This is a genomic window from Ensifer sp. B1-9, from assembly GCF_050474445.1.
In the GTDB taxonomy this organism is placed as follows: Bacteria; Pseudomonadota; Alphaproteobacteria; order Rhizobiales; family Rhizobiaceae; genus Ensifer.
Window position 1 is genome coordinate 65,026 of sequence record NZ_JBCHVG010000008.1, and the last position, 13,506, is coordinate 78,531.

12 protein-coding genes are annotated in these 13,506 nt (G+C 63.0%); 7 read left to right on the top strand and 5 right to left on the bottom strand.

Features of this window, described 5'->3' with window-relative positions; genetic code table 11:
* Positions 1-95 precede the first annotated feature (95 nt).
* The gene (locus tag ACQ5BM_RS16125) at positions 96-755 is read left to right on the top strand and encodes a hypothetical protein (protein WP_429813039.1); all 660 of its coding nucleotides are present in this window, start codon (positions 96-98) and stop codon (positions 753-755) included.
* Positions 756-844: 89 nt separating this feature from the next.
* Here the strand turns inward: ACQ5BM_RS16125 and lysS are convergent, their stop codons facing one another.
* Positions 845-2,341 (bottom strand): lysine--tRNA ligase, encoded by a 1,497-nt coding sequence (lysS, locus tag ACQ5BM_RS16130; RefSeq protein WP_429813041.1) that lies wholly within the window; start codon positions 2,339-2,341, stop codon positions 845-847.
* 10 nt (positions 2,342-2,351) lie between these two features.
* Positions 2,352-3,809: a glutamate--tRNA ligase gene (gene gltX / locus ACQ5BM_RS16135; RefSeq protein WP_429813044.1), complete on the bottom strand. Its 1,458-nt coding sequence runs from the start codon at positions 3,807-3,809 to the stop codon at positions 2,352-2,354.
* Positions 3,810-4,065: 256 nt separating this feature from the next.
* Here gltX and ACQ5BM_RS16140 point away from each other — a divergent pair, with 256 nt between their 5' ends.
* The gene (locus ACQ5BM_RS16140) at positions 4,066-4,413 is read left to right on the top strand and encodes an ArsR/SmtB family transcription factor (protein ID WP_173520287.1); all 348 of its coding nucleotides are present in this window, start codon (positions 4,066-4,068) and stop codon (positions 4,411-4,413) included.
* A 224-nt stretch (positions 4,414-4,637) separates the two neighbouring features.
* A complete protein-coding gene (locus ACQ5BM_RS16145) occupies positions 4,638-5,018 on the top strand; it encodes a VOC family protein (RefSeq protein ID WP_429813048.1) in 381 nt (126 codons plus the stop codon).
* 265 nt (positions 5,019-5,283) lie between these two features.
* Here the strand turns inward: ACQ5BM_RS16145 and ACQ5BM_RS16150 are convergent, their stop codons facing one another.
* From ACQ5BM_RS16150 to ACQ5BM_RS16160, 3 genes are all read right to left on the bottom strand, one after another.
* Positions 5,284-6,033 carry a TerC family protein gene (locus tag ACQ5BM_RS16150; protein ID WP_429813051.1) on the bottom strand — a complete coding sequence of 250 codons (750 nt, stop codon included), beginning with the start codon at positions 6,031-6,033 and terminating at the stop codon, positions 5,284-5,286.
* 113 nt (positions 6,034-6,146) lie between these two features.
* A complete protein-coding gene (locus tag ACQ5BM_RS16155) occupies positions 6,147-6,986 on the bottom strand; it encodes an AraC family transcriptional regulator (protein ID WP_429813053.1) in 840 nt (279 codons plus the stop codon).
* A gap of 209 nt (positions 6,987-7,195) precedes the next feature.
* Positions 7,196-7,843 (bottom strand): TetR/AcrR family transcriptional regulator, encoded by a 648-nt coding sequence (locus tag ACQ5BM_RS16160; protein WP_429813663.1) that lies wholly within the window; start codon positions 7,841-7,843, stop codon positions 7,196-7,198.
* Between the two features lie 210 nt (positions 7,844-8,053).
* Between ACQ5BM_RS16160 and ACQ5BM_RS16165 the strand changes: the two genes are divergently transcribed.
* The 4 genes from ACQ5BM_RS16165 (at position 8,054) to ACQ5BM_RS16180 (ending at position 13,453) form a co-directional block, all read left to right on the top strand.
* The gene (locus ACQ5BM_RS16165) at positions 8,054-9,262 is read left to right on the top strand and encodes an HlyD family secretion protein (protein WP_429813055.1); all 1,209 of its coding nucleotides are present in this window, start codon (positions 8,054-8,056) and stop codon (positions 9,260-9,262) included.
* 145 nt (positions 9,263-9,407) lie between these two features.
* The gene (locus ACQ5BM_RS16170; RefSeq protein ID WP_429813058.1) at positions 9,408-10,997 is read left to right on the top strand and encodes a DHA2 family efflux MFS transporter permease subunit; all 1,590 of its coding nucleotides are present in this window, start codon (positions 9,408-9,410) and stop codon (positions 10,995-10,997) included.
* 199 nt (positions 10,998-11,196) lie between these two features.
* Entirely contained in the window at positions 11,197-12,270 is a 1,074-nt protein-coding gene (locus tag ACQ5BM_RS16175; RefSeq protein ID WP_429813060.1) for a metallophosphoesterase, read from the top strand.
* Positions 12,271-12,415: 145 nt separating this feature from the next.
* Positions 12,416-13,453 (top strand): LacI family DNA-binding transcriptional regulator, encoded by a 1,038-nt coding sequence (locus tag ACQ5BM_RS16180; protein ID WP_429813062.1) that lies wholly within the window; start codon positions 12,416-12,418, stop codon positions 13,451-13,453.
* Positions 13,454-13,506: the final 53 nt, after the last annotated feature.

The following is a 13,506-nucleotide window of genomic DNA, read 5'->3' on the forward strand; positions in this document are numbered from 1 at the left end:
CAGCAGCTTAAACTTTCCGAAAGGTGGCGGGCCTTATGTTGAGGCGCCCTTCGGGCTTTTCTGCAATTCCTGGATATGACGGCGGAGTCACCCTCGTGAAGGCTATCCTCGGCAAGTTTCGGCCATCGAAGAGACTGCTGGTCATCCTCGCGGCCGCCTTCGGCGTCTCGGCCGCATCCGGCGGGGCCGCCGTCTATGTCAGCCGGGACGCTCTGATGGCGGGGCTTTCCAAGCCGAATACCTCGGGTCTCGAATGCACGCTGCTGCGGACGCTCAAGCTCAGCCACAATGGCCAACGCTGGATCCGCATGCACGTCAAGACCGATCGCGCCGACGGCGAGGCGCGCATGCGCACGGCCTTGCGTGTGGTCGGGGCGCTGGCGAAGGCCGAGCGGGCCGATCTCTATCAGGTCGTCGTGCTCGACGCCGCCGGCCCGGAGGACCGCGCGCAGGTCCGCGGAGCCGCAATCGGCGCGGAGGTGCTCTTTGCTCCCGGTCCGCAGAGCGTGCCTGGCATGAGCGAAACGTTCCGCGCTTCCTATAACGCCGGCACGGCCAACTCTGCCGGCGTCTTCCACGGCAAGACGGTCGATCTCTCCATGGACGATATCCGCACGATGATGGCGGCGATGGACGACCACTCGCCTTGCATCGATCCGTTGGCGGACCCTGCCGAGGCCAAGACCGGCGACGCAGGCGGTGCCGAACATCGGGCCGAACCGGCTGAAACGGCCGAGGCGCCCGCCGGGCATTGAGCCCGCGTAATCGAATAGTTTCTTCTGAAAATCAAAAAGGCCCGACGCGTGCGCGGCGGGCCTTCGTGTTCGTGGCAATGCGACCTTGATCAGTCGGCCTTGTGGCGGCGTGCCGGGAAGAGGATGACGTCGCGGATCGACGGCGCATTGGTGAGCAGCATGATCAGGCGGTCGACGCCGATGCCGAGGCCACCAGCCGGTGGCATGCCCTGGTCGATGGCATCAAGGAACTCGTCGTCGAGCTGCTTGGCCTTTTCGCCGCGGGCGTGCGCCTGCTCGAGCTGCTCGACCATGCGGGCGCGCTGTTCTTCCGGATCGTTGAGTTCGGAGAAGGCGTTGCCGAGTTCCCAGGCGTTGCAATAGGTCTCGAAACGCTCGACGAGGCGCGGCTCGCCCGGCACTTCCTTGGCGAAGGGCGAGATGTCCTTCGGGAAATGGGTGACGTGGGCCGGCTGGATCAGCGTTCCCTCGACCTTCTCCTCGAAGACGAAGGCGAGGCACTCGCCCCAGGTCCAGTCCTTCTCGACCTCGAAGCCGGCAGCCTTGGCGGCAGCGCGGGCTTCTTCGTCGGTCTTCATCGCCAGGAAGTCGATGCCGGTCGCTTCCTTGACGGCATCAGGCATCGGCACGCGGCGGAACGGGCCCTTGAAGGAGAGCTGCTTGTCGCCATAGGCGAACTCGGTCGAGCCGTGGATCGCCAGGGCGAGCTCGGCGAACATGCGTTCGACGAGGTCCATGACGTCCTCGTAGTCGGCATAGGCCCAGTAGCACTCCATCATGGTGAATTCCGGATTGTGCCGGGTGGAGACGCCTTCGTTGCGGAAGTTACGGTTGATCTCGAAGACCTTGTCGGTGAGGCCCGAGACCAGCGTCCGCTTCAGATACAGTTCCGGCGCGATGCGCAGGTACATGTCGAGCTTCAGCGTGTTGTGATGCGTCTTGAACGGCTCGGCGGTGGCGCCGCCATAGACCGAATGCAGCATCGGCGTCTCGACTTCCATGAAGCCGTCGTTTTCCATGAAGCGGCGGATGCCGGAAACGATGCGGCTGCGCTGCTGGAAGCGCAGTTTCGATTCCTCGTTGGTCATGATGTCGAGGTGGCGCTTGCGGTAACGCAGCTCGATGTCGGAGAGGCCGTGCCACTTCTCGGGCATCGGCAGCAGCGACTTCGTCAGCATGGTGATCGCCTGCGCGTTGATCGTCAGCTCGCCGCGCTTGGTGCGGCGCACGACGCCGGTGACGCCGATGATGTCGCCGATGTCGATCATCGGCAGCAGGCCGCGGGCTTCCTCGCTCGTCACGTCCTTGTGGCTGAAGATCTGGATCTTGCCGGAGGCGTCATGGATGTCCATGAACATGCCGGAGTTGCGCGAGGAATAGACGCGGCCGGCAACGGTCACGACATCCTGCGTCTCGGTGTCCGGCTCCAGGCCTTCGTACTTCGCGGTGAGTTCGGCATTGGTCATCGTCCGGTGGAAATGCGCCGGATAGACCTCGCCGATCTGTTCGCGCAGGAGCTTCAGCTTCTGGGCGCGCACTTCCGTTGCGTCGGAGGAGAGGCCAGTGGTCTCGGTCTTGTCGCTCATCGTGCTCTCCTTACTTTCCGCTGCCGACCATGGAGGCGACCACCTGGGCCGCCACCTTCAGGCGCTGGCGTACCACGGCGCGGCCCAGGATTTCCATGCTGTCGAACAGCGGCAACGAACGCTGCGAGCCCGAAACCGCCACGAAGAGCGGCGCCACGATGACCTTCAGCTTCTTGCCCATGCGTTCGGCGACCGCACGCAGTTCCGCTTCGATCGATTCCTTGTTCCACTCCAGGATCTTTTCGAGATCCGGCTGAACGGTGTTCAGGACTTCGAGCAGTTCTTCGGGCGTCGACTTGACGCCGGCAAAGGCTGCCGGCTGCAGTCCGAGGTCGGACTTGAACAGGAAGCTTGCGAGGTCGGGCAGTTCGCCGAACTTCGAAATACGCGACTGGCTGAGCTTGAGGCCCTGCTTCAGACGGTCGTTTTCCATTGCCCATGCAAGGACGCGGGCGGCGAACTCGTCCTCCGACAGCTTCTCACGGATCCAGCGGGCATTCAGCCAGTCGAGCTTCTGGATGTCGAAGATCGCGCCGGCCTTGGAGAGGTTTTCCGGATCGAACTTGGCCGCCAGTTCGTCGATCGTCAGCAGTTCCTCGCCTTCGGCGATCTGGATGAAGAACAGGCCGAGGAAGTTCATCAGCGCTTCCGGCAGGTAGCCGAGCGCGGTGTAATAGGAAATCGACGTCGGGTTCTTGCGCTTCGACAGCTTCGACTTGTCGGCATTGCGCATCAGCGACAGGTGCATGAACTTCGGCGGCTCGAGGCCGAGATACCGGTAGATCAGGATGTGCTTCGGAACCGAAGCCAGCCACTCCTCGCCGCGGGCGACGTGGGTGATCTTCATCAGGTGGTCGTCGACGACGTTCGCCATGTGGTAGGTCGGCATGCCGTCGGCCTTCAAGAGGACCTGCATGTCGACGGCATCCCACGGGATCTCGACGTCGCCATAGACGCCGTCGTGGAACTTGCACGAGCCCTCGGTCGGGATCTTCATGCGCACGACATGCGGTTCGCCGGCGGCGACGCGCGACGTCACTTCCTCGGCGGAGAGGTTGAGGCAAAGGCCGTCATACTTCGACGGCTTGCCGGCGGCGCGCTGGCTCTCGCGCATCTGCTCGAGCCGCTCCGGCGTGCAGAAGCAGCGGAAGCCGTGACCGTTCTCGACGATCTTCTCGACATAGGGACGATACATGTCCTTGCGGTCGCTCTGGCGGTAGGGGCCATAGGGACCACCGATGTCGGGACCTTCCGACCATTCAAGCCCGCACCATTTCAGCGCGTCCAGCACCTTCTGTTCGAACTCCGGCGTCGAGCGGGTCGCATCCGTGTCTTCGATGCGCAGGATGAATTCGCCGCCATGCTTCTTCGCGAAGAGATAGTTGAACAGGGCGATATAGGCCGTGCCGACATGCGGCTCGCCGGTGGGGGAGGGTGCGATGCGTACCCGGACTGCTGAATTTGCCATGGTCTTTGCCCGTCTGACGTGCTTTTCGCCCCTTGCCGAAGAAGATATCCGGCCGCCGGGCGCGCATTTTATGGGAAGGAAAGGCCCGCAAGGGTGCCGCAACAACGGTATCGGCAGGCTATTCCAGTCGGCTCGCGTGAGACCATAGAACGCCGATCATGTCAACGGAAACCGGATCACGCCGGTTTTTGTTGACACTGCCTGCCGTGAGCGATAATGAACCAAAAGGTTATTTAACTGAAAGGTTTTTTAGAAGATGCCGGAAGACCGCCTGTCGACGACGCTCTCAGCCCTAGCCGACCCGACGCGAAGAGCGATCCTCGCCCGCCTCGCCCTCGGAGAGGCCTCGGTCGGCGAACTGGCGGAACCCTTCGAAATGAGCCTGCCCGCGGTCTCCAAGCATCTCAAGGTCCTCGAGCGCGCCGGGCTGATCAGCCGCGGCCGCGAAGCGCAGTGGCGCCCGTGCCGGCTCGAGGCGGCACCGCTCAAGGACGTCAACAATTGGCTCGACGGCTATCGCCGCTTCTGGGAGCAGAAATTCGACCGTCTCGACGCCTATCTGCAGGAGTTGCAGCGCATCGACCCGGACGCCGGGAAGAACTGATCGCCGTCGCCTCTTCCGTCCCCGGCCGTTCTGCGGTAAGCCGAACGCGTCGAAAAAGGCAGGACCGGAATTGGTAAGCCCGGTCCCTTCGGTTTTCCAACGAAGCTCTGCTCGAACGTCCCGTTCGAACCCTCGACGTGGTTCCGATGCAATCGCATCGGTCCGCGGCGGGGCGTGCACATCGACGCAGTCCGCCGCGTTTCTCGAACACGGAGACTGTGAACATGCGACTGAATCACATCGACCTCTATAGCCCCGTCGTCGCCGAAACGGCTTCATTCCTCATCGACCATTTCGGCCTGACGCTGGTCGAAAAGCGCGGCAAGAACGCCTTCTACCGTTTGACTGACGGGGCCGGCCTGGTGCTCGTCGTCAGCCCGCCGATCGAGGCGCTCGGCGGCGGCGACCAGGTAAGGCTCGGCGCCCAGACCTACCACATCGGCTTCCTGCTGCCGGCGCGAACCGAGGTCGACGACGTCTATCGGCGGGTGCACGGAGCCGGCGCCCAGGTGACCGCGCCGCAGGACCGGCACGGCGCCTATGTCTTCTACGCGGTCATTCCCGGCAACATTCTGGTCGAGGTCGGGCACCGCGCGGACGTCTGAACGGGCCGGAAGGCGGGCGGAACGTTTCCTGCGGTGAGGCGTTCTCCAACCAGAAGGCGTGGGGCCGGGCCACCGGCATGACTCAGCGAAAGAGGAGGAATGATCCTGTTTTCGCTGAGGGCTCGCGGTCGACGGCCGGTCGGCTCGGCTCCGCGTTTTCGTGATCTCCCGCAAAATCACGCCCTTCACCTGTGATGGAGGGCGTGACTTTCCTCATCTTTTGCCTGTTATCGCAAAACCGCCGCGCACTTTTGCGCGACAGGCTTCAGTCGAGCTTGCCTGCCTTCCTGAGCCGTGCGTTGCGTGCGACCATGTTGAGGATTTCGACGAGCGCCGAGAAAGCCATGGCGGCGTAGATGTAGCCCTTCGGCACATGCAGGCCCATGCCTTCGGCGATCAGCGTCGTGCCGATCATCAACAGGAAGGCAAGCGCCAGCATGATGATCGTCGGGTTCTTCTCGATGAAGTTCGCCAGCGGATTGGCGGCGACGAGCATCACGGTCACGGCGGCAATCACGGCGATGACCATGATCGGCAGATGCGGCGTCATGCCGACGGCGGTGATGATGCTGTCGACGGAGAAGACGAGGTCGAGCAGCAGGATCTGGCCGATCGCGGCGCCGAAGCTGTTGATCGCCGAGGAGGCGATGAAATCCTCGCCGTGATCGCTCGGATCGACATTGTGGTGGATTTCCTTGGTTGCTTTCCAGACGAGGAACAGGCCGCCGGCAATCAGGATCATGTCCTTCCAGGAGAAACCGTGGCCGAAGGCCTCGAAGACCGGCGTCGTCAGCTTGACGATCCAGGCGACGGTGCCGAGCAGAGCGAGGCGCATGACGAGCGCGAGACCGATGCCGACGCGGCGGGCTTTCTCACGATGTTCAACCGGCAGCTTGTTGGTAAGGATCGAGATGAAGATCAAGTTGTCGATGCCGAGAACCACCTCCATGACGACGAGGGTAACGAGGGCGACCCAGGCGGCGGGGTCTTGGGCAAACAACAGGATATCCTGCATCGGCGATCTTTCCTTTCTGGGTGGCGCGTCGTCGCGCAAGAATCGCCGCAGTATTTAAGTAACATCGCGGAAGTGACAAGCGCCGCCGCCCCTTTGCGGCAGCGCTTTACCGTTTACGATTTGATCGGAATCCACAGTTCGACGGCGCCCATGCCCGAATGCGGGTCGAAGCGCTCGTCGTAGCGTTCGATGAGATCCGGCGTCTCCCCATGCTGCAGGCCGGACTCCGGCAGCCAGGTGCCGAAGATGTGGTCCGCGGTCTTGGCGATCGCGGAGATGTGGCCGCGATGCAGGAAGACGGCATAGCGCTGCTTCGGCAGTTTCAGCGTCGAAAAGCCATCGGGCAGTTCGTCGGCTTCGCGAACTTCTGCGGCTGCCATGTAGAGGAAGGTTCCGGCCTCGCCATTGCTTTGGCTGCACACGCCATAGGCGATGTCGCCCTTCTGGCCGGGTATGTCGCCGAAATGGCGGTTGAACCGCTGCCAGAGCGACGGGATGCCTTCGGTGCGGCCATAGGCATAGGTTTCCGCCAGTCCGGCCAACAGCAGGGGCGAACTGTCTTCGAAGCGTGGCGGGTCGATCTTGAGAAGGCGGGTGTCGTCCATTCTGATAGGCTCCATCAGTTCGATGTTGCGAACGTGCCCTTGCTTGCGGACCGTCTCGGGCGTTACGCCGAACTGGTCACGAAAGGCGCGGGTGAAAGCCTCGTGCGAGTTGTAGCCCGCTTCGAGGGCCACCGAAAGAATGCTGAGAGAGCCATCGGCCAGGGCGTAGGCGGCATCGGTCAGCCGTCGGCCGCGAATATAGACGCTGATCGAGCGGCCGGTGACCAGCCCGAAAACGCGCGAGAGATGGTAGCGCGAGAGGCCCGCGGCCCCGGCGATTTCATCCAGCGATATGTCCTTTGCGAAATGGCTCTCGATGAACCAGACCGCCCGTCCGATGGCACTCATCATCACTCCTAAGGCTGCGCCCTGGTGATAGGGTCTTGCCGGAAGGCGCGCTTGATCGCAGTTGCTGAATTTGAAACGCCGCCGACAGCGCCGCGCGTCTTGTCAGACAAAGGTCACTGTAGAACTTTGAAGTGCTGCATGTTTTTATCCTTAATTCGGCTAGGATTTAGGGAAACATGCCGTGTTCGAAGAGTTCGACGCCGATCGGCCTATTTCTTCGGTCCATAGGCGGCCATGAAGACGCGGACGGCGGCGGTGACCGTCGCCTCGATCTGTTCCTTGGGCGGTGCAGAACACATGCCGCCGAACAGCCGGTGCTTGAAGAGCCCGGCCTGTGCCATTTCGATGAACTGGCGGGCGGCCATCTCGGTGTTGTCGATATGGAGCGTGCCGGCGGGAACCTGTCGGTCGAGATAGGCCTTGAGCACGGTGTAGCCGTTTTCCGGCGCCTCGCTGAAGAAGCGTTCGGCCAGATGCGGCATCCGGTCGATCACGCCGATCACCATGCGCATGGAGCGGATCGTTTCCTCGGCCGTCATGCTGGTCGTCAGCGTCACGCCGAAATCGTAGAGCGATTCCTCGACGTCGTCATGATCGTTGAGCGCATGCTTGGCCGTCTGGACCACTCGGGTCTTGCCCTTGATGATCAGGGCCTTGAAAAGGTCTTCCTTGTTCTCGAAATAGACGTAAAGCGTGCCCTTCGAGACGCCAGCCTCGCGGGTGATGTCGTTCATGCTGGCGGCGTCGAAGCCATGGCTCAGAAAGGCACGCCTCGCACCTTCGAGGATCTGCTCGCGCTTGATCGGGTCCTCACCGGCGGCGTGGCGACCGCCACCCGGACAGAGATCTTCCTCCATGCCGGCTACCGGCTGCACGATGTCCCGTTTCCCGGTCTTCGCCGTACTCATGATGGTCGCTTGTTTCCGTCCTGTTCGCATTAAATTTCAGGCCATCGAACCGCGTGGTTCGATTTCCTCTTGATATGCGACCAGAAAGGCCTTATGTCAAGTTCCGATCGAACCGAACGGTTCAGTTCGTTCACCAATCTTTAACCAGGCCGGTGCCCAATGTCCGCATCCCACACATCCAGCGCTGCTCGCGTCCGTCCGGTCGACGAGGATTTCGAAGTGCAGCAGGAAACCGCGCTTGAGGCAAAGGCGCCTGCCGCGGAACAGACCGCTGTCCAGGCCCCTGCAGAAGCGGTGCAGCCGCCGAAGAAGGCGCGCAAGCCTATCCTCCCCGTGCTCGGTCTGGCGCTTCTGGCCGCCGGTGCGTGGTTCGGCTACGACTGGTGGACCAATGGCCGCTTCATGGTCTCGACCGATGACGCCTATATCGAGGGCGACATCGCGACGATCTCGCCCAAGGTCTCGGGTTACGTCGCCAAGGTCGACGCCGTCGCGAACCAGAAAGTGAAGGCCGGCGACCCGCTCGTTACCCTTGACGATGGCGACTACCGCATCGCCGCCGAGCAGGCCGAGGCAAAAATTGCCACCCAGAAGCTGGCACTCAGCCGTTTCGATGCGCAGATTGCCGGCGCGAAGGCGAGCCTTGCCCAGACCGAAGCGCAGAAGAAGGCTCTGGAAGCGACGGTGCGCGGCGCCGAGCTCGCGCAGAAGCGCGCCAGCGACCTCCAGTCCAAGGCCGTTGGCACCGTCGCCTCGCTTGACAACGCAGACGTCGCGCTCGATCAGGCACGGGCAAACCTTGCCGGCGCCGATGCCAACATCGCTGCCTCCAAGGCGAGCATCACCGTTCTCGAAGCGCAGCGCACGGAAGCGGAAAGCGAGATCCGTTCGCTCGAGCTTGCGCGCGACAAGGCCAATCGCGACCTCGGCTTCACGGTCCTGAAGGCGCCCTATGACGGCGTCGTCGGCAACGTCGCGGTTCAGGTCGGCGACCTCGTTTCTGCCGGCCAGCGGCTCGCCGCCCTCGTTCCGGTCGACCAGCTCTATATCGACGCCAACTTCAAGGAGACCCAGATCGCCCATCTGGTGCCGGGCTCCAAGGTCAAGGTCCATGTCGACGCCTATGAGGACCACGCGATCGAAGGCACGGTTGCCTCGATCTCGCCGGCCTCCGGCTCCGTCTTCTCGTTGCTGCCGGCGGAAAACGCCACCGGCAACTTCACCAAGGTGATCCAGCGCGTACCGGTGCGCATCACGCTGCCGGCCGACGTGCTGGCCGAAGGTCACCTGCGTGCGGGCTTGAGCGTCATCGTCGATGTCGACACCCGCACGGCACCGGATGCGACGAAGGTCGCCGCTACCAAGTAGGCGGACGAAATGCCGGCGCGCCCCTGGGCGCGCCTTACTGTCGAGAGCGCGCCACGGAGCGCGTTCAAGTCCGGAACGCCGGCGCGGCGAAATGCGCATGTCCAGAACGCTCGCGCCAGCGGCGCCCATGCAAGGAGTGGCTGAGATGGCCGCAACGGCAACAGCAGGTTCGGTGGCGGCCGCCGCACCGAAGGTCGAGGAACACATGGACCCGAAGAGGCTGATCGCCTTCTTCGCCATGGTCGTCGGCATGTTCATGGCGATCCTCGACATTCAGATCGTCTCGGCTTCGCTTGCCGAAATCCAGGCAGGCCTCTCGGCCGGCTCGGACGAGATCGGCTGGGTGCAAACCTCCTATCTCATCGCTGAAGTCATCATGATCCCGCTGTCGGGAACGCTGGCGCGCATCGTCTCGACGCGCGTCCTGTTCTCGGTTTCGGCGGCAGGCTTCACCGCGGCGAGCGCGCTTGCGGCGACCGCGACCAACATCGACCAGATGATCGTCTACCGCGCGATCCAGGGCTTTATCGGCGGCGGCATGATCCCCTCCGTCTTCGCCGCCGCCTTCACCATCTTTCCGCCGTCGAAGCGCAACGTCGTCTCGCCGATCATCGGCCTGATCGCGACGCTGGCGCCGACGATCGGCCCGACGGTCGGCGGCTACCTCAGCCACGCCTTCTCCTGGCACTGGCTGTTCCTGGTCAACGTCATTCCCGGGATCATCGTCGCGACGCTAACCTGGAGCTTCATCGACTTCGACAAGCCGGAACTCGGCCTTTTCAAGAAGTTCGACTGGTGGGGCCTGGCGTCGATGGCCGTCTTCCTCGGCGCGCTCGAATATGTGCTCGAAGAGGGCAATACCAACGACTGGTTCAACGACGAGCATATCGTCATGGGTGCGGTCGCTTCGGCGCTGGCGGCGATCGTGTTCTTCTACCGCGCCTTCAAGGTGGAATTCCCGGTCGTCGACCTCAGGGCTTTTGCCAACCGCAACTTCGCCTTCGGCTCGATGTTCTCCTTCGTGATGGGCATCGGCCTCTACGGCCTCACCTATCTCTACCCGCTCTATCTCGGCCGCATCCGCGGATACGATTCTTTGATGATCGGCGAGACGATGTTCGTCTCCGGCCTTGCTATGTTCTTCACCGCGCCGGTCGCCGGCATACTCTCGGGCAAGCTCGATCCGCGCGTGCTGATGACGATCGGTTTCACCAGCTTTGCCGGCGGCACCTGGATCATGGGCCACCTGACGGCCGACTGGGATTTCTACGAGCTGTTCATTCCGCAGATCCTGCGCGGCGTCGGGCTGATGCTCTGCATGGTGCCGATCAACAACATCGCGCTCGGCACCATGCCGCCGGCGCGCATGCGTGGCGCATCCGGTCTTTTCAACCTGACGCGCAACCTCGGCGGCGCGGTGGGGCTTGCGATCATCAACACGATCCTGACCCAGCGCCAGGACTTCCACTATGCGCGCCTTGCCGAGCACGTGCAGTGGGGCAATCCGGAGGCGATGGAGCGGTTCGGCAACCTCGCTGCCAGCTTCAATGCGCACGGCCTCGACGGCACGACGATCGCAATCAAGCAGCTTGCCGCCATGGCGCAGAAGCAGGCGGTCATCCTGTCCTTCAGCGATATTTTCGTGCTTCTGACGGTGCTGTTTCTGTCGCTGATCCTCGGCGTGATGATGATCAATAAGCCACAGGGCGTCGGCCCCAGCGGCGGCGGCCATTAAAGCAGGATAATGGGCCAAGGCGGCCACTATCATTGCCCATGAGGGACAAGGAAGCGGGCGATCGCGTCTTCCTCGTCCCCATGCCGAGCGTCTGCGCGGTTTACGCAAGGCACGCCTTGCGGCACACTTCCGTCGACGGATATCGAGGGGCGGCGGTATGACGGAGCTGGTTTCGGCGGCAATTTCGCGGCGGTCTTTCATGACGGGTTTCGCCGGCTTCGGGTTAGGGCTTGCGGCCTCCCGCAGCCGCGCAGCCGCTCCGGCCATCGATGCGACATTCCTGTTCTCCAGCGACATCCATGCCTGCCTCGTGTCGATCGAGGGGCTTGCGCCGAATTGCGCGGCGGAAGGCAAGACCGACGCCAACCTGTTGCGCCATGTGGCGGCGCTGAACGCCGTGTATGCCCTGCGCTGGCCGGCAACGGTCGCGGACAAGCCGAGCGGACTCGCAAGCGGCGGACGGCAGATCGGCAAGCCACTCGGCCTGGTGCTTGGCGGCGACATCACCGACGATGGCGGCGGCCAGGTGCGCCAGCCGCGCGAAGGGCGGCAACTGCAGCAGTTCTCCAGCCGCTACCAGGAAGGGGCGGGAAATGATCGCGTCCACATGCCCGTCTTTGTCGGGCTCGGCAATCATGACCTCGACCAGGACGGCACGCCACCGCATGTCGACTGGTATCGCCGCGAGCTGCGTGACTATGTCGAGCTCAACCATCGCCAGACGGTCTTCTACAAGCCGCCGGTGCCGGTGACCAACTACGACCCGCTCTCGGATTGCTACTCCTGGGACTGGGGCGGACTGCATCTCGTGCAATTGCAGCGCTTCGGCGGCGACGAAAACAAGGGAGCGGTGAACGCCTTGCCCTGGCTGAAGCAGGATCTCGCGGCCTATGCCGGCGATGGCCGACCAGTGATCCTGTTCCAGCACTATGGCTGGGACGCCTTCTCGACGGAGGTCTGGGATACGAAGTTGAAGACCTTTGACGACAACGGTGACGGCAGCCCGCATTGGTGGAGCGTCTCTCAGCGCCAGGCACTGCTCGACACCATCAAGGGCAGCAACGTCATCGGCCTGTTCCACGGGCACCAGCACGAATCGGCAATGATTTACCGACAGAACGGGCTCGACATTATCAAGCCGAAGGCGGCCTATATGGGCGGCTTTGCGATCGTGCGTGTCACGGACGGCTTCATGGATGTGGTGCTTGCCGAGGCTGGCGAGGTCCATGGCGAAGTCGTCTTTACCGCAGCCTTCAGCAAGCGCCTCGGATAATCCGGGAAATTCAAGCTAAATCAAACAGTTAATGCGTGTAATCCGCTGGATCTGGACGGAGCACGGAGCTCTGTTTTTCGTCTTCTGCAGATTCTTGATTTACGTACATCAAAAAATCCTCTAAAGGCAGAGCCCGGAGGAAAGCATGCGCCCGACAGTTCACGATATCGCTGCCGAAGCGGGGGTCAGCCTTGCGACCGTCGACCGGGTTTTGAACAACCGTCCCGGCGTGCGTGGTGTCACCCGCGACAAGGTCGAGCGCGCCATTGCGACGCTTGGTTATGTACGCGACGTCGCCGCCGCCAATCTCGCCAAGAGCCGTAGCTACCCGCTGGTCTTCATTCTGCCCGAGGGCGACAACACCTTCATGCGCGGCCTCGCGACTGAGGTTGAAGCAGCAAAGGCGCGCTCGGCAGTCGAGCGCACAGCAATCACCGTGCTCTCCGTACCGGCCTTTGATGCGGCGGCCCTTGCCGCGGCGCTGGAAAAGGCGCGGGCACTTGGCCCGGCCGGTGTCGCCGTGGTTGCGATCGATGCGCCCGAGGTGGTTGCGGCTGTCGATCGGCTTCGTGAAGACGGCATTGCCGTGGTGACGCTGGTTTCCGATCTGCCGGGATCGTCGCGGGATCACTTTGCCGGCGTCGACAACATCGCCGCCGGCCGGACCGCCGGCAGCCTGATGGGTCGTTTCCTCGGCGGTCGCGAGGGGCCGGTTGCGATCGTTGCCGGCTCGATGCTGGTGCGCGACCATCGCGATCGCCTCGAAGGCTTCAGCGCGGCAATGGCCGAAAGCGCCCCCGGCCGCCGGCTTCTGCCGGTCGTCGAGGGCCATGACGATCCGACCGAAGTCGAGAAACTCGTCTCGAAGCTCGTCGCCGATCATGCCGATCTCGCCGGCATCTACAGTCTCGGCGCCGGCAATCGTGGCTTGATCACGGCACTCGAAAAGGCCGGGCGTCAGACGGATGTTTGCGCCATCGCGCATGAACTCACGCCCCATAGCCGCCGGGCACTCTCGTGCGGCACCTTGGACGCGCTGTTGAACCAGGATGCCGGTCATGAAGTGCGCAGCGCGATCCGCGTGCTCAAGGCCCGCGCCGATGGTCTCGCCGTGATCGGGGCACAGGAGCGCATCCGCATCGAGATCTTCCTGAAGGACAACCTGCCGGTCGAGCCGGCGTAACGATTTGGAACGACGCAGTTCCAGACGGGAAGCCGGTCTGGAATTGCTCAATG

What these genes read in the sequence shown, in the direction of transcription:
- lysS (WP_429813041.1), bottom strand. Translation starts at nt 2,341, where the DNA reads ATGAGCGACAAGACCGAGACCACTGGCCTCTCCTCCGACGCAACGGAA.
- ACQ5BM_RS16145 (WP_429813048.1), top strand. Translation starts at nt 4,638, where the DNA reads ATGCGACTGAATCACATCGACCTCTATAGCCCCGTCGTCGCCGAAACG.
- ACQ5BM_RS16180 (WP_429813062.1), top strand. Translation starts at nt 12,416, where the DNA reads ATGCGCCCGACAGTTCACGATATCGCTGCCGAAGCGGGGGTCAGCCTT.
- ACQ5BM_RS16175 (WP_429813060.1), top strand. Translation starts at nt 11,197, where the DNA reads ATGACGGGTTTCGCCGGCTTCGGGTTAGGGCTTGCGGCCTCCCGCAGC.
- ACQ5BM_RS16140 (WP_173520287.1), top strand. Translation starts at nt 4,066, where the DNA reads ATGCCGGAAGACCGCCTGTCGACGACGCTCTCAGCCCTAGCCGACCCG.
- gltX (WP_429813044.1), bottom strand. Translation starts at nt 3,809, where the DNA reads ATGGCAAATTCAGCAGTCCGGGTACGCATCGCACCCTCCCCCACCGGC.
- ACQ5BM_RS16165 (WP_429813055.1), top strand. Translation starts at nt 8,054, where the DNA reads ATGTCCGCATCCCACACATCCAGCGCTGCTCGCGTCCGTCCGGTCGAC.
- ACQ5BM_RS16160 (WP_429813663.1), bottom strand. Translation starts at nt 7,843, where the DNA reads ATGGAGGAAGATCTCTGTCCGGGTGGCGGTCGCCACGCCGCCGGTGAG.
- ACQ5BM_RS16170 (WP_429813058.1), top strand. Translation starts at nt 9,408, where the DNA reads ATGGCCGCAACGGCAACAGCAGGTTCGGTGGCGGCCGCCGCACCGAAG.
- ACQ5BM_RS16155 (WP_429813053.1), bottom strand. Translation starts at nt 6,986, where the DNA reads ATGAGTGCCATCGGACGGGCGGTCTGGTTCATCGAGAGCCATTTCGCA.
- ACQ5BM_RS16150 (WP_429813051.1), bottom strand. Translation starts at nt 6,033, where the DNA reads ATGCAGGATATCCTGTTGTTTGCCCAAGACCCCGCCGCCTGGGTCGCC.